This is a genomic window from Natronoarchaeum rubrum (genome assembly GCF_024494695.1).
Window position 1 is genome coordinate 789,622 of the sequence record NZ_JANHDP010000001.1, and the last position, 18,155, is coordinate 807,776.

Genomic DNA, 18,155 nt, shown 5'->3' on the forward strand with positions numbered 1-18,155 from the left:
TCGCCGAGAAATATAAGAAAGTCGTCGTAATCGCGGGGTGGGAGAGACCGCGCGCAGCGGCGAGCCCTACAGTTCCACTCGGTCGCCGATCTCCACGATCTCCAGCGAGCCGGGAGACTCGAAGCTCTTGGCGTGGTGGTGGAGCACCTTCGGGTCGGCGGTCAGCCCCTTCCACATGTCCCAGTGGCTCGGCAGGAACCGATCGAACTGCAGGTCGCTGGCGGCTTTGATCGCCTGATTCTCGTCGTTGTACCACTTCGTGCGGATCGGCTCGCCGGTCTCCTTGTCGGGAACGTTGCCGACCGTACCGAACGCGAGTACGCCCAGATCGATGTCGTATTCGTCGCCGACGCGCTCGAACTCGTCGCTGGGTTTGGTGTCGCCGCCGTGGAAGAACGTCGCGCCCTCGTACTCGATCACGTAGGAAACGGGGTGGGTTGCGTCGGCGTCCTGCGCGACCTCGACGGTGATCGAGACCTCGCCGACCTCGAACTCGTCGCCCTCGGCGACCTCGACGAACTGGTCGTCGGCGATGTCGTAGTCGGCCTGCCAGTCCTCGTCGTCGAGCGCGACGTCGAGGCTGTCGTCAGGCGCGTACAGCGGGGCGCCAGTCGCTTCGAGGATCGGCGCCTGGCTCGGGCCGTGGACGTGGTCGGTGTGCTCGTGGGTCGCCAGCACGGCGTCGGCGTCGGCGACGTCCTCGGGGTCGAACGGGACGGGGATCATCCGCAGCGTCCGCGGCGGGTCGCCCAGTCCGACGTAGGGGTCGATAAACAGCGTCGTGCCGTCGCCGGCCTTCACTGCGAAGCCGTTGCAGCCGAGATACCAGACGGCGATGCCGTCGGGTTCTGCCGCCTCGATCTCGCGGGGCAGCCAGTCGCCCCAGTCGCTTTCGATCTCCATACCCGAAACCTGGGACCAGTCGGAGCCTAAGTGTTGTGCTCTCGGACGGGGCACGTCGGTCGGAACGCGAAAAGAGCGTCTAGTCTTCGCAGCAGCCGCCTGCTTCCTCGCCGAAGTCGATGTCGAGCGGCTCGGAAATCGCGTCGTTGATCGCTTCGAGCTTGGCGTCGAGCCGGTTCTGGGCTTCCAGATACTCGGCCATCACGGGGATCTCGTGAAGTTCGCTCTGTGCCTGCTGGAGTTCCTGAAGGTCCTCCTGGGAAGCGTCGCCGGTCTGCCGGGCGAGCATGAACTCCTGGCGGAGCTGCTCGAACTCCTCGATGCGTTCCTGGGCGTCCTCCGACACCTCGACGGCGGCCTGGGCCTCCTGCAGCTCGCGGTACTCGGGGAGCTGCTCGATCGCCTCGCCGAGTTGGCGGCCGAGCGCCTCGACGTCCTGCTCGATCGTGCCGGCGTCGGTCTCGATGCTCATGCCCCGACGTTGCCGCCCGAGGCGTTTGAAGCTGCCGGAAGCGGCCGGAGGATCGGATACGGAGCCGTCGTCTGCGCCCGCCTCGTCCGCTGATCGGCGGCGATGGCGTCCGCCCCGATCGCTGATCGACGCCGTCGTCGCCGCTGCGGTGCGAGCTCAAGACGCGTCTTCGATGACGGCCCGAAGGTCGTCCGACCAGTACACGTCGCCGTCGAAAATGACTGGCATCTCGGCTCGGTCGAGATACGCGAGCAGTCGCTCGCGGGAGAGCGCGTGCTCGGACTCGGTGCCACAGAGGTACGAATACTCGTTGTCCGCCAGAAACGGCTGGTAGAACCCGCCGACGTGGCGCGAGGAGAACTGGTCGTACGACAGCAGGAATCGGTCGCCCTCGACGCGTTCGAGCGTCGCGGTCGCGGGGAGGCGGTTCTCGCTCTGGGCGAGCGAGTGGGTGCCGTCGCCGACGACCGCGTAGTCCTTGCCCATCATGATGCGCCGGCGAGCGAGCTGAAGCGCCCGCTCGATGCCGAACCCGTGGACCAGCAGGCGGGCGAACGTTGAGCCCACCTTGACGGCGTGCTCGTTGAGCACCTGCGAGAACGTGATCGCGCCCGCGACGCTGCCCCGCTCGACCAGCTCCAGCCCCTCGTAGTACGATCCGCAGGCGTTCAGGAAGAACGTCTGGGCGCGGCAGTCGTCGAGGCTGGACGCCGACAGGTAGCCGTCCGGACAGCGCAGTCCCGACTGCTCACAGTGGCCGATGTAGTGGACGAAGTCGTGTGGCGACTCGAACAGCCGGGCCAGCCCCGCCGTCGACAGCTGCTCCTCGACGCTGACGTCGATCGAGAGGTCCTCGCCGCGCCGCCGGTAGATCTCGGCGACGTCGACCTCGTCGGACATCTCCTCGTCGTTGAGTACGACGGCGATGTCGATGCCGTCGCTACCCCGTTCGAGATAGTCGATCCGGTGCTCGTAGGCCGCGGGCGTCGATTTGAACACGTCTATCGGCGTCCCTTCGGCGAGCCAGCCGTGGATGCGCCCCTCGCGGAGTTCCGGCTTGACGATGTCGACCGACGCCACCTGCCCGACGCCGCGGCCGCCGGTCGAGCCGCGGTAGAAGTCGTCGAGCGAGCGGGCGACGAGCTCGCAGCCCTCCAGTTCGGAGGTTCGAGGCGCACAGATCAGGCTCAGCCGGTCGAGCAGGTGCGGGAGCGTCGAGAGGTGCTCGGGCGTCGGCTCGACGTACGTCGAGAGGTGCCAGTCGGGGAGCCGGTGCTGGATCGCCTCGTGGGCGACCGTCATGTACGTCCCGAGCCGTTCGTCCGGCGCGGCGTCGTACAGCGCGCCCGCGTCTAATCCGAGCGTGTCGAGCAAGCTCGCCTCCGCGAGCTCCGTCCCGTAGGGGCCGACGTTTCGCACCAGACAGTCGAGGAAAAACACTTGCCGCAGGAGCCGGGTCACTTCGCGTTCGAGGTCGGGGAGCCCCGACAGCTCCCACTCGGCGTCGAGCGAGGGCAGTCGGAGGACGGGGCGAGGACGATCCGCGACGTCGACCGACGCCTGCAGATAGTACGCGAGCGGCGCGAGCACGTACAGCGAGGCCAGGTCGTCGGGCGCGACGATCTCGATCCCCGTCGACGGCGTCGCGGCGACGACGGCGTCGGGCACGTCGATCTCCTCGCCGGCGTCGAGACGCGGCGGGTGCCCCCGGAGCGACGGGTACGAGCGGTCGACGCCGGTCGTGCGGTGCGACGCGTGGAGGTGCGAGAGCGCCGTCGCGACGCCCTCCGGCGTCGGCGGGACGGTCATCGAATGCGTCGGGACCTCGCTCCGACTCCGGAATCCGACGGCGACGTCGGTGCGCTCGGGAAAGGAGACGACGGTCCGGTCGAAGCTCTCAGACCGGCGGATCGAGCACTCGCCGTCGACCCCGAGGTAGGTCTTGATCTCGGCGTCGACGTCGATCACGTACTCGTCGTCGGGGAGCGCGACCGGGTCGGTCTCGGGACCGAGTTCCCGGGTCCGCCCGCCCGAGAGCGGCGTCGCGTACACGACCGCCGAGGGGAAGGTCAGTTCCGAGACCGAACAGACGAGCGTCGAATCGACCGGTCGCGGGAGATCGGCCTCGCTGCGCGCGAGGTCGAGGCCCGGGCTCCGAACGGCCATCTCGGCGCCGCCGGCGTCGAGGACCCGGAGCCCGGACTCCGTCACCTCCCACTCGATCATTCGAGTCGAACGAAAACGCTAGTGGCAGTTATTTGTATCGACTGAGGGGATCTAGCGCGTCGTTCCGGACGGATTCCGGTCGTCAGAGCGTTCGACGCCGGCGATCCGGCGTGCACGTTTCTGCACGAACGGGGTCGAACGATGGGCGGCGGGAGAGATCAGCACGCGGCGAGTGACCGCTCGGCGGCGCGATACTGCTACAGGATCACACCCGAAAAATCGGCGAAAGGGTACAATTATACGCGGGCGCCCCCCGACGTACGAACATGAAGTACGACACCGTCAGGGAGGTCGATCCCGAGATCGCAGACGCCCTGAGCGGCGAGGTAGAGCGCCAGCGAAGCACCCTCCAGATGATCGCCAGCGAGAACCACGCGAGCGAGGCGGTCCTGGAAGCCCAGAGCTCGGCACTGACGAACGTGTACGCCGAGGGCTACCCCGGCGCCCGCTACTACGCGGGCTGCGAGTACGCCGACGAGGTCGAGAACCTGGCCATCGAGCGCGCGAAGGAACTCTGGGGCGGCGACCACGTCAACGTCCAGCCCCACTCGGGCACGCAGGCGAACATGGGCGTCTACCTGGCGGTACTCGACCCCGGCGACAAGATTCTCTCGCTGGACCTGACTCACGGCGGCCACCTCTCACACGGCCACCCGGCGAACTTCACGGGCCAGCTGTTCGAGGTCGAGCAGTACGAGGTCGACCCCGAGACGGGCTACATCGACTACGAGGAGGTCAAAGCGCAGGCCGAAGAGTTCGATCCCGACATCGTCGTCTCGGGCTACTCGGCGTACCCCCGCACGGTCGAGTGGGAGAAGATCCAGGAGGCCGCCGACGCCGCCGACGCGTACCACCTCGCAGACATGGCCCACATCACGGGCCTGGTCGCGGCGGGCGTCCACCCCTCGCCGGTCGGCGTCGCCGACTTCGTCACCGGCTCGACCCACAAGACGATCCGCGCGGGCCGCGGCGGCATCATCATCTGCGACGAGGAGTACGCCGACGACGTCGACTCGGCCGTGTTCCCCGGCGCGCAGGGCGGCCCTCTCATGCACAACATCGCCGGCAAGGCGGTCGGCTTCGAGGAGGCGCTCGATCCCTCGTTCGAGGAGTACGCCCAGCAGACGATCGACAACGCCAAAGCGCTCGGCGAGACGCTCGCCGACCACGGCTTCAGCCTCGTTTCGGAGGGCACGGACAACCACCTCGTGCTCGTCGACCTCCGCGAGTCCCACCCGGACGTCACCGGTAACGACGCCGAGGAGGCGCTCGAAGAGGTCGGCATCGTCCTGAACGCCAACACCGTGCCCGGCGAGACCCGCAGCTCGTTCAACCCGAGCGGCATCCGCGCCGGCACGCCGCCGCTGACGACGCGCGGCTTCGACGAGGAGGCGACCCGCACCGTCGGCGACCTCATCGCGCAGGTCGTCGACGCCGTCGCCGAGGACAACTTCGAGGAAGTCCGGGACGACGTCGAAGCCGAGATCGACCGGCTCGCCGCCGAGCACCCGCTGTACGAGTAACGACGCCGCTCGCGGCGTAGCGATCCGAACGCGGAACCCGGATCGCAACTTTTAGTGTCGGCCAATCTACAATATCGGCCGATGAGCGTCGACGGAATCTACGTTCTCGCCTCGCTTCTCGTGCTCCCGATCGGCATCCTGCTGTTTCTCCTGTCCGGCCCCGCCGGACTGTTGCTCGGTGGCGTGTTACTCATCGTACTCGGGGCGTTCTGGAACTCCGTGCAGAACGCCGAGCGTCGGATCCAGCAGTTGGAGCAGCGCGTGGAAACGCTCGAAGCCGACCGCGAAGGCGACGCTGCCGTCAACGACGAGGGGCGGTAACGCACGTCCGGAACGGTAGGGAGTCGCTGTCGGTCAGGGCCGGAAATCGAACCGCGGGGCGTCCTCCAGCGACGGGCCGTCGTCGCGCTCGAACCCGCCCTCGTACTTGATGAAGTTGAGGTAGAACGTCCGGCCGCAACCGCTGCCTTCGTCCTCGGGATCGCCGATACAGACGAACTGGATGCCGTCGGCCGCCTCGCGATCGTCGTCGGTCGTCGACGCGTAGTCGTACCCCGCCAGCGGTTCGCGCGTCACGGACTTGTCCGCGAGGTAGGCGTCCCGCTCGATCTCGACGACGGCGTCGCAGTAGGGACAGGTGTAGCTCACCGAAACCATCGCCGGAACGTACGGCCCGCGACCGCATCACGGTTCCGACGCCGGTCTCCGACCGATCGATGCCGACGCTCGTCGGTCGATCCTCTGCGTCGGGACGGAGCGTTGCCCTCCCCGCAAGGACTTTGCCCGCCTGCCGCGAGTGTGATGACATGATCAACGAGACTGTCGCGGAAATCGAGGAGATGCAGACGTCGAGCTCCTCGACGGTGGCGATCAAGGCGACCCGGGCGCTGGAATCGCTGCTCGACAGGGACTTTGCGACGGTCGAGGAGTTCGAGCGCGACATCGATCGCAACGTCAGCGCGCTGCGCCGGGCGAACCCCTCTCACGCGTCGCTGCAGAACGCGATGCTGGAGGTGAAAGACGCGGTAACGACCCGAGACTACGACGACATCGAGGAAGCCAAGCGGGACGCTCAGGAGGTGATCGACGGCGTCGTCGAGGGGATCGAGAAAGGCAAGCGAAGGGCCGCTGCGAACGCCGTCGACCTGTTCGAGGACGGGATGGCGATCATGACCCACGACTACTCGACGACGGTGCTCGAAGCGATCGAGCTGGCGATCGCGGAGGGCATGTACCTCGACGTGTACGTCACCGAGGGCCGGCCGCGCTACCTGGGCCGGCGAACCGCGCGGACGCTCGCGGGCTACGACCCGATCGACGTGACGCTGATCACCGAAGGCGCCTGCGGACACTACCTCGAGAAGTGCGACCTCGCGATGACCGGCATCACCTGCATCGTCGACGACGTACTGTACAACCGGGTCGGGACGTTCCCGATCGCCGCGACCGCCGACACCGTCGGGACGCCGATGACCGTCGTCGGATCGGGCACCAAGATCGTCGAGGAAGGGTTCGTCTTCGAGAACGACTATCGCCCCGCCAGCGAGGTGATGCTCGAACCGGCCGAGGGGTTCGAGGTCGGCAACCCGGCCTACGACGCGACGCCGCTCGAACTGATCGACTCGGTCGTCACCGACGAGAAGAATCGGGAACTCTGAGGGCGGCGCGTCGATACGGACATCTACGAATTGAGTGGTTTGGTACCGAGGAGTCAGGACTCGCGCCACTTGTGGCCGCACTCGACGCAGGTGAACAGCCGCACCTCGTAGGAGCCGCCCGGCTTCGGCAGCATCTCGTAGTAGGCCCGGTCGCTGTCGCAGTCGTCCGCCGGACAGGGCTCTTGCATCGTCTCGGTGGAGCCCTGGGTTGCGTCGGCCACGTCGGGTGCCCCGTCGTCCCGCTGTCCATCCTGGATCGCCATCGCGGCTTCCGCTTGCGAGTCTCGCGACTCCTCGTTCTCACAGGAGCGACACAGCCACGTGTCGCCCTCCGTGTGCATCATCGAACCACACTCGTCACAGAATCGCATATTACGTAGAAACACCCGGTTATCGAATATATGTGTTAACTTCCGATCCGTCGTGGATTTCAGGCAACTGCTCGTGCTGACGGTATCGACCGTTTCTCGTTGCTCGCTATTCGAGCGGCTCGTCGTGCAAGACTCGCGCGCTGTCTCTATCTCATCCAGTAGAAAGTCCCCCTACGGGCCGTCTCGAACCACCATCCGGCATCCAACCTCGATCCGCCGCCGCCGAGACGCCCTACTCGACGTCGACCCACTCGCCGCGGTCGTCGCTCCGCTCGACGGCGTCGAGCACCCGCTGTGCGGCCAGTCCGTCCTCGAAGTTCGGCGACGCCGCGCCGCCCTCGGCGACCGCGGTGAGGAACTCGTAGTTCTCGTGGACGAACGTGTGCTCCCAGCCGATGACGTGGCCCGGCGGCCACCAGTGTTCGACGTAGGGGTCCGACTCGTCGGTGACGAGCACGGTCTCGTAGCCGCGGTTGTGCTCGCGGAGCACCTTCAACTCGTTCAGGCGTTCGAGCGAGAACTTGAGGCTGCCCTTCGAGCCCTGGATATCGATCGTGTGGTCGTTCTTGTGACCGTTGGCGAACCGCGAGGCCTCGAACGTTGCCATCGCGCCGCCCTCGAACTCCGCCTGCGCGGAGTAGGCGTCGTCGACCGTCACCGGACGGGTCTCGTCGTCGCCCTCGACGGGGCGCTCGTCGACGAACGTCTTGAGATGCCCCGAGAGGCGATCGATCTCGCCCTGTCGGTCGCCGACGAGGAAGCGCGCGAGGTCCACGGTGTGAGAGCCGAGGTCGCCCAGCGCGCCGGAACCGGCCATCTCCTCGTCGTTGCGCCACGACCACGGCGCCTCCGGGTCGACCAGCCAGTCCTGGAGGTACCGGCCGCGGACGTGGTGGATCTCGCCGAGTTCGCCGTCGTCGATCAGGTTCTTCGCGTACCGGATCGCCGGGACGAAGCGGTAGTTGAACGCCGCGCCGGCCGGCACGTCGGCGTCCCGCGCCGCGGCGGCCATCTCCTCGGCCTCGTCGAGCCGCGGCGCCAGCGGCTTCTCGCAGAAGACTGGCGTCCCCGCTTCGAGCGCCGCGATCGACGGCTCGGCGTGGACGTGGTTCGGGCCGAGGTTGTAGAAGACGTCGACCTCGTCGATCACGTCGCGCCAGTCGGTCGCCGTCCGCGAGAAGCCGAGCTGGTCGGCGGCGTCCGCCAGCGCGTCCTCGTCGCGACCGATCAGAACGTCCCGCTCGACGTCGGGCGCGTCGGGAAAGAACATCGGCAGCCGAGCCAGCGCGTTCGCGTGGGCCTGTCCCATGAACCGATAGCCGAGTACGCCGACCTGTAGGGTCATGGAGGGTGATTCGTGGGAACTCAAGTTAGTTGTTCCCGTCTGCGATCATCCCCGGGTCCGGCTCAGAACACGTCGACGTTGACCCCGCCGTCGTCGTCGCCGTTGCCGCCCTGCAGCGAGCCGGCGATGGCCGAGGTAAAGGCGTCGAGCCCGCGCGTCTGGTACCACACCGTTCCGGGGCCCGAAAAGTCCATCACGAGCCCCTCGCCGCTGAGCAGCGTCGACTTGAGGCCGCCGACGCGCCGGGCGTCGAAGTCGACCGACTCCTCCCACGCGACGACGTGCTCGTTGTCGACGGTGTACGTCTCGCCGCTTCCCAGTTCGACGGTCTCCAGTCCGCCGAACGCCTCGATGAAGACGCTGCCGGTCCCCTTGAGTGCCAGGGGCGTGATGCTCGCGCCGGCCAGCATCGACTGCAGCCCGCCGAACTCGGAGTCGATGTCGATTTCCGGGCCGGAAGCGAGAAAGGCGCCGTCGACGGCGTACAGCGTTTCGCCGTTCAGTTCGTGGTGGTGGACGTCGCCGGGCTTGGGCGGCGCGAGCGTCACCGTGCCGCGCCCGCCCTCGGCGGTGAATTCGTTTGCGACCAGCGACTCGCCGCCGAGCATCGATTTCGCCGAGCTGAGCAGCCCGTCGCGACTCGACGTCGTCTCGATCCCGATCGTCGACGAGTGGCTGACCATCGCGCCGGGCTCGGCGAGGATCGACTCGCCCTGTTCGAGCTCGACGTTCAGGTGGGCGTACGCGGGACGGTGAGTGATCTCGATCTCCATCGTGGCGGTACGTTGTCCGCCGATGGCTTAAAAATGTACGTGCGCGCTACGCCCAGTAGGCGTCGCCGGGCTGGGTGTCGAAGACGGCGCGATCGAGCATGTCGACGGCCTTCTCCAGCCCTTCGAGCGAGGAGGTCAGCGAGTCCTCGTGTTCGATCGAGAGCGCGCCCTCGTAGCCGACCATCCGGAGCGTCGAGACGATGTCCTTCCAGTGGGACTCGCCGTGGCCGTAGCCGATCGAGCGGAACAGCCACGAGCGGTCGGCCTCCTCGGTGTAGGCGGTCGTATCGAGGACGCCCTTCTCGCGGGCCTGTTCCTCGTAGACCTTGGTGTCCTTGGCGTGGAAGTGGTGGATGGCGTCGTGCTCACCGAGCAGGCGGATCGCGTCGGTAATCTCGATTCCCTGCCAGTACAGATGCGAGGGATCGAAGTTCGCGCCGATGCGCTGGCCCGTCGCCTCGCGGAGTTCGAGCATGCCGTGTGGCTCGTAAACGAGCATGTTGGGATGCATCTCGATGGCGACGTCGACGCCGTGCTCGTCGGCGAACTCGGCGATTTCGCTCCAGTAGGGGATCGCGACCTCTTCCCACTGGTACTCGTGAGCGTCGGCGTGCTCGCTGGGCCACGGCGCCGTGATCCAGTTCGGCACGTCGTCGTCGGGCCCGCCCGCCGGCAGCCCAGAAAAGCAGGTGACCGTGTTCACGTCCAGCTGGCCGGCGAGTTCGATCGCCTCGCGGAGTTCGGTGTCGGCCGCCTCGGCCTGCTCGTCGTCGGGGTGGAGCGGGTTGTTGTGGGTCGCCAGCGCCGAGATGCGCATGTCGTGCTCGTCGAGGGCGTCCTGCAGTTCGGCCTGAGCGTCCGCGTCGTCGAGATACTCCGACCGCGGGAGGTGGTCGTCGCCGGGGTAGCCGCCGACGCCGGGCTCGACGGCGTCGACGCCCATCTCCGAGAGCACGGAGAGCGCGTCCTCGAACGAACGATCGTAAAGCGGCGGTGTGTGTACGCCGATGTCCATACTGCTCGCAACGACCGACTGGAGAATAAAACTTCGGAGAGAAACGACAGAGAGGAACTCGGAGTTAGTCGTTCGCGACGGGCGCGTCGGCGTCGGACTCGACCTCCTCGTCGAGTCTGACGGCGCGGCCGGTCTCGCCGGACCGGTAGATGGCCTCGATGACGCGCTGGACGGTGAGCGCCTCGTCGACCGTGTTGCGTTCGGGGGGCTGGCCCGACGCCACGGCCTCGAGGAATGCGACCTGCTCCTGTCGGTGGGGATCGTGCGAGCGCGTCTCGACCTCGGTCGTCGAGAGGTGGTGTGCGCCGCCCTGACCCGCCTCGTAGAGTTCGAGGTCGCCGCTGGACTTGTCGAAGCGCGCGCCGGCCTCGGTGCCCCGGACGAAGAACTCCTGAGTCGGCGGGCGGTTAGTCGCCCACGCGACCTCCAGCGAGATCGTCTGGCCGCCGGCACAGCGGATCAGCGCCGTCGCGGAGTCGTCGACGTCGAAGTGGTCGGCGCCCTGGTCGTCGCCCCACATGTCGACGTAGGCGTAGTCCTCGTTCGTGCCGAACTCCGAGCGTGCGGTGCCCGAAACCTCGACGACCTCGGGATAATCGAGGAAGTGCAGCGCGAGGTCGATCGCGTGGACGCCGATGTCGATCAGCGAGCCGCCGCCAGCGACGTTCTCGGCGGTGAACCACGAGCCCCGCCCGGGGATGCCGCGGCGCCGAACGTAGTTCGCCTCGACGTGGGTGACGTCGCCGAACTGGCCGGTCGTCTGCTGGTCCTTGATGATCTCGGCCTGGTGGTGATAGCGGCTGTGGAACCCGACCATGCAGAAGCTGTCGGCCTCGCGGGCCGCCGCGACGATCCGCTCGGCGCTCTCGACGGTGTCGGCCAGCGGCTTCTCGAGGAGCACGTCGATGTCGGCTTCGAGCGCGTCGACGGCGTACTGCTCGTGGAACTTGTTCGGCGTCGTGACGACGACGGCGTCGACCTGCTCGAACAGCTCCGCGTGATCCTCGAACGTCGGTACGTCGAACTTCTCCGAGAAGTCCGCCCGAGCGTCGGAGTCGATGTCCATCCCCCCGACGAGATTGGCGCCGAGCTCGGTCAGCCGGTCCGCGTGGTAGTGCCCGATGTTACCGAGTCCGACGACCCCCAGTTGCACGTCGTTTCTAGTCATACCCGTACTCTGGGTATTGGGCGGTTTAACTCTTTCAGATCCGTCACACGGACACTCGCTTCTTGCTACCATTTTCGCTCTGAGAGGAACGATTCGTGGAACTGAGCATCGACAACCTTTGAACGAATCTCAGTCGCGCGCGGCGACGCGGCGAGTAAGCTCGGCGTACTCGACGCGCCGAGACGGTCGGGTGGTGAGTACACCGGTCCCCTCGCCTGACCGGGATATAGTTTTAACATTCGCGGCACGAATAGGCGGGTATGGAACAGTTCGACAAGTTCGTCTCCTCGACGACGCTGCGCGAGGAGAACGACTCGATCAAGCTGTATCAAAACACCGTCTCGCTCGCCTGCCCCGCCTGCGAGGAGCCGTTCGACGACATGGTCGTCTGCAAGAACGAGTACACGAGTCTGAACCAGACGATGCCGCTGGACCTCTGTACGACGGTCCACGACGGGACGCCGGTTCTGTTCACGCACAAACCCTGAGATCCGTTTTCGCGGAGTCGCTCAGTCGTCCGCGCCGGCCCAGCGATCCCAGAACGACTCGAACTCGTCGTCGTCCTCGGTGAGTCGCTCCCACGCCGCGAGGCCGCGCTCTTCGCGACTGCCGGGGATCGTGTTGTCCAGCACGAGCGCCGACAGGCCGCCGACGGCCATCCCGGTCGAGCCGATCACGTAGATCGTGTCTGCGATCAGCCGCTCGCCGAGCAGCGGGCCGACGACGGCGACGCCAGAGAGGCCCGCCCGGAACCCGGCGATACTTTGGAAGTTCCCCATGTACGCCGGAATCGCCAGTCCGACGAACAGCGCGAAGCCGACGATGAACGTGTTGCGCGAGGAGTCGAGATCGACGTGCTTGAGATTCGAGACCCCGACCGCGACGATCTGTGCGAACATCGCGACGAACAGGCCGCCGACGATCGGGTCCGGGATCGTCGCGATGGCCTGCCCGAAGTAGCCCACGAAGCCGACGACGATCATCACCGCGGCGCCGATCTGGACGACGTAGCGGGAAGCGACGCCGGTCAGCCCGATGGCGCCGATGTTCTCGGAGTACGACGTCGAGCCGCCGGTACCCATGATGCCCGAGAATAGGTTCATCAGCCCCTCCATGCCGATGCCCTGGTTGATCCGCTTCTCGCTGGGCGCGCCCGAGCCGGTGATGTTCGCGACGGCGTAGTAGTCGCCGATGCTCTCGACGACCGACGCCAGCACGCCGGCGATCATCCCGGCGATAAAGGCGCCGGTGAACTGCGGCGTTCCCCACTGGAACGGGTAGATCGGCAGGACGAGCGATGTGTCGGTGATGTCGCTCAACGCGATGTAGCCGGGCTGTCCGCTCTCGATGATGCCCCCGACCGACAGTCCGGCGGCGAGAAGCCAGGCGATCGCGAGACCGAGGACGACGGGATAGAGACGGAACGCCCGGTGACGAACGTCGAGATACTGCGAGAACAGCACGATCAACCCGAGCGTCAACCCGAGCAGCCACCAGTTCTGCTGGGCCGCCGTGATCTGGGGCGCCCCGAACAGCGACAGCCCGATCAGCGCGATCGTCGGCGCGATCACGACCGGCGAAAGGTACCGTCGCAGTTTGCCGATCAACCCGAAGTACCCGATCGCCACCTCGACGAGCGAGGCGACGATGATCGCACCCTGCAACTGCAACAGCGCCGCCTCCCAGTCGCCGGCGCCGACGCCGGTCGTCGTGACGACCGTCACGACCGCCAGCGCGGGCGTCAGCATCGAGAACGGCGCGCCCTGTACGATCGGGTACCGGTTCCCGAACGTGGTCTGGGCGAGCGTGGCGATCCCCGAGACGACGAAGAACGTGCCGATGAACCGTGCGGTCACGCCGGGGGGCATCCCCATCGCGTCCGCGAGGATCAGCGGGACGGCGATGTTCGCGCCGACCATCGTCAGGTAGTGCTGGACGCCCAGCACGGCCGATTCGCCCACTGGGGGTTTGTCGTCGATGCCGTACTCGAGATCGTCGGATGCCGATCCGTCGGACATCGGTTGCTCCCGTTCGATGCCGCCGTCGGGCGTCGCGCCCGCGGACGGCGCCTCCTCGGTACCCGTCATATGTTCGTATCGTCGGACCAAGGCCCCGGGGAGAAGATAGTGCTGTTGATCCGATCCGGAGATTCGCCAACTGGGATTCGAAATAATCGGCGAACCGTTCACAGCTACTAGATTTTTGCCCGCGGCTGACAAAGTCTAACACGGACTATGGAAGCCGCGAGACTTCACGAGTACACCGAGGAGATGGGGAGCGCGCTGGCGATCGACGAGGTCGACCGGCCGGAGCCGACGCGGTCGGACCACGTCGTCGTCGAGGTCGAGGGCGCGGGCTGGTGCCAGACTGACAACCACATCATCGAGGGGATGTGGACGCCGTACGTCGATCAGGAGCTGCCGATGACGCTGGGCCACGAGAACGCCGGGACGGTCGTCGAGACGGGCGAGGAGGTCACCACCGTCGCGGAGGGCGATCAGGTGATCTGTCACCCGGTGATGACCTGCGGGAAGTGTCGCGCCTGTCGGGTCGGCGAGGACATGTACTGCGAGAACCTGTCGTTTCCGGGGCTGGACACCGACGGCGGGTTCGCCGAGTACCTGTTGACCTCCGAGCGCTCGGTGATTCCCCTCGACACCGTGGACCCCGTCGAGATCGCGCCACACGCCGACGCCGGCATCACGGCGTACCACGCCGCCAAGAAGGCCGTCGACGAACTCTATCCGGGCAGCTACGCCGTCGCCATCGGGATCGGCGGGCTGGGACACATCGGCGTCCAGGCGCTCGACGCGATGAGCGCCGCCGAAATCGTCGCGGTCGACCTGAAGGACGAGGCGCTCGATCTCGCCGAGGACTGCGGCGCGGACTACACGATCAATTCGGGCGACGAGGACGTCGCCGAAGCCGTCGAATCGATCACCGAGGGCGACGGGGCGACGCAGATACTCGACTTCGTGGGCGCCGACAGCACGACCGCGCTGGGGCCCGAGATCGTCGCGCCGGGGGGCGACCACCACATCGTCGGCTACGGCGGGGACGTCCACCAACCCGCGCAGGATCTGGTCGACGCCGAGATGTCCTACCGCGGGACGCTCGTGGGCAAGTACTCCGAGCTGGAGGAGCTCGTCGCGCTCGTCGAGCAGGGGATCATGGACCTGCACACGACCGAGTACGACCTCGGCGAGATCAACGAAGTCGCCGAGAGGCTGGAGCACCGGGAGATCGAGGGGCGGGCCGTTATCAAGCCCTGACCGATCGGGGTGAGCAGTCGGAGACGACCGCGTGATCGGGGGTTGACCGCTGTGCGTTCGACTCCCGGGACGAACGACGTCACTCGCGTCCGGAGAACCATCGATTCAGGCACGACGCCGTAACCGATTGTCAAGCGGTATCGGATGTCAATAAATTAGATTCATACTGGTGCGAACCGAAATCATAACCGGGTTTCGGGCCTGCTCTCGGCGCCGGGGGACGCCGTGAGCAGATGAGGAACCCGGGGAGAACGACAATGGCATCAGCAGACACGCACGCGGAGATCGAGGAGCATTTCGGCCAGGTACCGAGTTGGATGGGAGTGATCTCGGATCCAGCGGCCGACCACAGCTGGGGGATCATGCGGGATCTTCTGCTCGGGGAGACCGAACTGTCCGACCGGGAGAAAGCGCTCGTCGGCCTCGGAGCGGCCGCGGCGATCGAGTGCCCGTACTGCGTCTACTTCCACCGGGAGGAGGCGAAGCTCGCGGACGTCACCGACTCCGAGCTGACGGAGGCGGTCAACGTCGCGGGCACCACGAAGTACTTCTCGACGATGCTGCACGGGGCACGGTTCGACGAGGAGCGGTTCGTCGAGGAGACGGACGACATCATGGAGCACATCGAGGAGCAACAAACCGCGGCGGCGGGCGACGACTGACCGGGCGGCCCGTCCGCACTTTTTGAACTCGTTGCCCAGAGTATTTCACCCGGCGCGAACTCGATACGCCTATGACGGACGTCCTGCCCGACGAGAGCGCCCGGTTCGTGCGCGCAGTGGGACCGCAGCCCGACGAGATTCTCGAAGAGATGGACGAGTACGCCGAGGAAAACGGCTTCCCGCACGTCGGTCCGGAGGTCGGGGGCTGGCTCGCGCTGCTGGCCCGGACGGTCGACGCCCGGCGCGTGTTCGAGTTCGGCTCGGGCTACGGCTACTCGGCGTACTGGTTCGCGCGCGAACTCCCGGCCGACGGCGAGGTCGTGCTGACCGAGCACGACCCGGACGAACTCGAGATGGCCCGCGAGTACATGGACCGCGGCGGGGTCTCGGACCTCGCGACCTACGAGGAAGGCGACGCGCTGGCGGCGATCGAGCGCCACGAGGGCCCGTTCGACGTCGTGCTCGTCGACCTCCGGAAGGACCAGTATCCCGACGCGTTCGACGCCGTCCGCGAGAAGGTCGCGCCCGGCGGCGTGATCGTCGCCGACAACGCGATGACGGCCGGACCGATCCAGTTCGAGAAGCTCCTGGAGTTCCAGGAGGGCGGCGACCCCGACGACGTCAACGAGCACACACGCGGCATCGCGACGTACCTCGACGCCGTGCGCGCCGCGCCGGAGTTCGAGACCGCCGTGATGCCGATCGGCGAGGGCATCGCGGTGAGCCACAAGGAGCGGCGGTGAGACGCCGCGGTCGCCGCGGCGCCATGCGGTGGTGATCTCGGCGTCGAGCCCCAGTACGTTCGGCGCCGAACGGCGGTAAATTCGGCAGTTCCGCGCGTGCAACCGACCGATTGCGTGCGGCTTAACCGAGTGCGAACCCAGTTTCCGGTAGATGCCGCCAGCTATCGAGACGGACGGGCTCGTCAAGGAGTACGGCGAGCTCAGGGCGCTAGACGAGCTGTCGCTCCGCGTCGAGGAGGGCGAGTTCTTCGGCCTGCTCGGCCCGAACGGCGCGGGCAAGACGACGTTCATCAACATCCTCGTCGGCCTGGCGCGCAAGTCCGGCGGCGAGGCCCGCGTGTTCGGTCACGACGTCGTCGACGACTACCAGGAAGCGCGGGACGCCATCGGACTGGCGCCCCAGGAATTTAACGTCGACCGGTTCTTCCCGATTATCGAGGTTCTCGAGCACAAGGCTGGCTACCACGGAATTCCGCCCGAAGAAGCCACCAGACGCGCCGAGGAGTCGCTGAAGCGGGTCGGAATTCATCACAAACGCGACGAGCGGTTCGACTGGCTTTCCGGCGGGATGAAACGACGGTTCCTGCTGGCCCGCGCGCTGGTGACCGACCCCGACCTGCTGATCCTCGACGAACCGACCGCCGGCGTCGACGTGCAGCTTCGCCACGACATTTGGGACGTGATCCAAACTTTGAATCAGGAGGGGACGACGATCCTGCTCACGACCCACTACATCGAGGAGGCCGAGCGCCTCTGCGACCGCGTCGCGATCCTCAACGAGGGAACGAAACTGGACGTCTCGACGCCCGAGGAGCTGATGGGACGGGGAACCGACACGATCTACGTCCGCGTGCGCGAGGACGAGCAGGCGCAAACGGCCGAGCCGGAGCGTGTCGCCGCCGCGGCGACAGGTGCCGGAAGCGAGTCAGTCGCCGACGACGCGTCGGCGTCCGTACCGGCCGGCGACCGGCTGACGGCGATCGACGGCGTCAAGTCGGCGACCGTCGAAGACGGGCGGCTCGCCGTCCGAGCGAGGAACGGCGGGAGCACCGCGCCCGAGGTGCTCAACGCGCTCGAAGCCGAGGGCTACGAGATCGCCGACCTGGAGATTTCGCGCACGAGCCTTGAGGAGATTTTCGTGGAGATGACCAACAGAGAACGGAGTGATCGCTGATGAGCTTTGGACTGCCAGTTGGCGCGCGAGCGTTACTGAAGCGGGAGATCCAGCGGTACCTGCGTCGGTACACCAACACGTTCGCGCCGCCGCTGATCACGAACGTGCTGTACTTCTCGGTGTTCGGCGTGATTCTCGGCGGGCGGATCGACCAGATCCAGGGCTTCGACTACATCGTCTTCCTCCTGCCGGGGCTGGTCGTGCTGGGGATGATCTCGAACGCCTTCGAGAACGCCTCGTTCTCGATCTTCCACGGCAGGTGGAACGAGTACATCCACGAGACGCTGACATCCCCGTTATCCTACAGCCAGATGGTCGCGGCGTACGTCGTCGCCAGCGCGCTGCGGGGCGTCCTCGTCGGCGTGCTGATCGCCGCGATCGGCGTCGCGTTCACGCTGGTCAACGGGCAGATAGCGACCGTCACGATCGCCCAACCGCTGTACCTCGCGGCGTTCGGGCTGATCGTCCCGACGCTGTTCTCCGGCTTCGGCGTGATCGGCGGCTTGCTAGCGGAGGACTTCGATCACCTGACGGTGATGAACCAGTTCATCCTGCGCCCGCTGGTCTTTTTCGGCGCGGTGTTCTACTCGCTGGAGACGCTGCCCGGCGTCTGGCGCGACCTCTCGCTGCTCAACCCGATGGTGTACATGGTCGACGGCGTGCGCTACGGCTTCCTGGGCTACTCCGACGTCGACCCGTGCGTCTCGCTGGTCGTGCTGTCGGCGCTGACGATCGCCGTGCTGTTCGTCGACGTGCAGCTGTTCAAGCGCGGCTACGGGCTGACCGACTGACTCGTGACGCCCGACTGTCCCGGGAATCGCGCCGTAGTAACCGGCTACGATCCGTAAAC

At 66.7% G+C, this 18,155-nt stretch carries 19 protein-coding genes; 9 read left to right on the forward strand and 10 right to left on the reverse strand.

Annotated elements, in window-relative coordinates:
* Window positions 1-66: 66 nt before the first annotated feature.
* The 3 genes from NO931_RS04090 to NO931_RS04100 all read right to left on the reverse strand — a co-directional run bounded on the left by NO931_RS04090 (window position 67) and on the right by NO931_RS04100 (window position 3,601).
* A complete protein-coding gene (locus NO931_RS04090) occupies window positions 67-903 on the reverse strand; it encodes an MBL fold metallo-hydrolase (protein WP_256391347.1) in 837 nt (278 codons plus the stop codon).
* A 79-nt stretch (window positions 904-982) separates the two neighbouring features.
* Window positions 983-1,375, reverse strand: coding sequence for a YlbF/YmcA family competence regulator (locus NO931_RS04095; protein ID WP_256391348.1), 393 nt, complete (start codon window positions 1,373-1,375; stop codon window positions 983-985).
* Between the two features lie 156 nt (window positions 1,376-1,531).
* Window positions 1,532-3,601 carry a hypothetical protein gene (locus NO931_RS04100; RefSeq protein WP_256391349.1) on the reverse strand — a complete coding sequence of 690 codons (2,070 nt, stop codon included), beginning with the start codon at window positions 3,599-3,601 and terminating at the stop codon, window positions 1,532-1,534.
* A gap of 266 nt (window positions 3,602-3,867) precedes the next feature.
* Between NO931_RS04100 and glyA the strand changes: the two genes are divergently transcribed.
* Window positions 3,868-5,124 carry a serine hydroxymethyltransferase gene (glyA, locus tag NO931_RS04105; protein ID WP_256391350.1) on the forward strand — a complete coding sequence of 419 codons (1,257 nt, stop codon included), beginning with the start codon at window positions 3,868-3,870 and terminating at the stop codon, window positions 5,122-5,124.
* Window positions 5,125-5,205: 81 nt separating this feature from the next.
* Window positions 5,206-5,445, forward strand: coding sequence for a hypothetical protein (locus tag NO931_RS04110; protein WP_256391351.1), 240 nt, complete (start codon window positions 5,206-5,208; stop codon window positions 5,443-5,445).
* A 33-nt stretch (window positions 5,446-5,478) separates the two neighbouring features.
* Here the strand turns inward: NO931_RS04110 and NO931_RS04115 are convergent, their stop codons facing one another.
* Window positions 5,479-5,781: a DUF7969 family protein gene (locus NO931_RS04115; RefSeq protein ID WP_256391352.1), complete on the reverse strand. Its 303-nt coding sequence runs from the start codon at window positions 5,779-5,781 to the stop codon at window positions 5,479-5,481.
* Between the two features lie 149 nt (window positions 5,782-5,930).
* Between NO931_RS04115 and NO931_RS04120 the strand changes: the two genes are divergently transcribed.
* Window positions 5,931-6,782, forward strand: a complete 852-nt coding sequence (locus NO931_RS04120; protein ID WP_256391353.1) for an eIF2B alpha/beta/delta subunit family protein — start codon at window positions 5,931-5,933, stop codon at window positions 6,780-6,782.
* A 53-nt stretch (window positions 6,783-6,835) separates the two neighbouring features.
* Here NO931_RS04120 and NO931_RS04125 read toward each other — a convergent pair whose 3' ends face one another.
* The 5 genes from NO931_RS04125 to NO931_RS04145 form a co-directional block, all read right to left on the reverse strand.
* Entirely contained in the window at window positions 6,836-7,153 is a 318-nt protein-coding gene (locus NO931_RS04125) for an RPA12/RPB9/RPC11 RNA polymerase family protein (RefSeq protein WP_256391354.1), read from the reverse strand.
* Between the two features lie 232 nt (window positions 7,154-7,385).
* Complete coding sequence (locus NO931_RS04130) at window positions 7,386-8,498, reverse strand: Gfo/Idh/MocA family protein (protein ID WP_256391355.1); 1,113 nt, start codon at window positions 8,496-8,498, stop codon at window positions 7,386-7,388.
* A 62-nt stretch (window positions 8,499-8,560) separates the two neighbouring features.
* Window positions 8,561-9,271 carry a TIGR00266 family protein gene (locus tag NO931_RS04135; RefSeq protein ID WP_256391356.1) on the reverse strand — a complete coding sequence of 237 codons (711 nt, stop codon included), beginning with the start codon at window positions 9,269-9,271 and terminating at the stop codon, window positions 8,561-8,563.
* Window positions 9,272-9,317: 46 nt separating this feature from the next.
* On the reverse strand, window positions 9,318-10,286 hold the full coding sequence (locus tag NO931_RS04140) for a sugar phosphate isomerase/epimerase family protein (protein ID WP_256391357.1): 969 nt from the start codon (window positions 10,284-10,286) through the stop codon (window positions 9,318-9,320).
* Between the two features lie 64 nt (window positions 10,287-10,350).
* Window positions 10,351-11,454: a Gfo/Idh/MocA family protein gene (locus NO931_RS04145; protein WP_256391358.1), complete on the reverse strand. Its 1,104-nt coding sequence runs from the start codon at window positions 11,452-11,454 to the stop codon at window positions 10,351-10,353.
* Between the two features lie 260 nt (window positions 11,455-11,714).
* On the opposite strand from NO931_RS04145, the gene NO931_RS04150 reads away from it, so the two are divergent.
* Entirely contained in the window at window positions 11,715-11,942 is a 228-nt protein-coding gene (locus NO931_RS04150; protein WP_097007777.1) for a DUF7385 family protein, read from the forward strand.
* Window positions 11,943-11,963: 21 nt separating this feature from the next.
* On the opposite strand, the gene NO931_RS04155 is transcribed toward NO931_RS04150, so the two are convergent.
* On the reverse strand, window positions 11,964-13,472 hold the full coding sequence (locus tag NO931_RS04155; RefSeq protein ID WP_256391394.1) for a uracil-xanthine permease family protein: 1,509 nt from the start codon (window positions 13,470-13,472) through the stop codon (window positions 11,964-11,966).
* A gap of 216 nt (window positions 13,473-13,688) precedes the next feature.
* On the opposite strand from NO931_RS04155, the gene NO931_RS04160 reads away from it, so the two are divergent.
* The 5 genes from NO931_RS04160 (at window position 13,689) to NO931_RS04180 (ending at window position 18,096) form a co-directional block, all read left to right on the forward strand.
* Window positions 13,689-14,726 (forward strand): NAD(P)-dependent alcohol dehydrogenase, encoded by a 1,038-nt coding sequence (locus NO931_RS04160; RefSeq protein WP_256391359.1) that lies wholly within the window; start codon window positions 13,689-13,691, stop codon window positions 14,724-14,726.
* Between the two features lie 257 nt (window positions 14,727-14,983).
* On the forward strand, window positions 14,984-15,388 hold the full coding sequence (locus tag NO931_RS04165; RefSeq protein WP_256391360.1) for a carboxymuconolactone decarboxylase family protein: 405 nt from the start codon (window positions 14,984-14,986) through the stop codon (window positions 15,386-15,388).
* A gap of 71 nt (window positions 15,389-15,459) precedes the next feature.
* Complete coding sequence (locus NO931_RS04170; RefSeq protein WP_256391361.1) at window positions 15,460-16,131, forward strand: O-methyltransferase; 672 nt, start codon at window positions 15,460-15,462, stop codon at window positions 16,129-16,131.
* Window positions 16,132-16,282: 151 nt separating this feature from the next.
* Window positions 16,283-17,305 carry an ABC transporter ATP-binding protein gene (locus NO931_RS04175; protein WP_256391362.1) on the forward strand — a complete coding sequence of 341 codons (1,023 nt, stop codon included), beginning with the start codon at window positions 16,283-16,285 and terminating at the stop codon, window positions 17,303-17,305.
* Window positions 17,305-18,096: an ABC transporter permease gene (locus NO931_RS04180; protein ID WP_256391363.1), complete on the forward strand. Its 792-nt coding sequence runs from the start codon at window positions 17,305-17,307 to the stop codon at window positions 18,094-18,096. Before NO931_RS04175 ends, NO931_RS04180 begins: the two co-directional genes overlap by 1 nt.
* Window positions 18,097-18,155 lie beyond the last annotated feature (59 nt).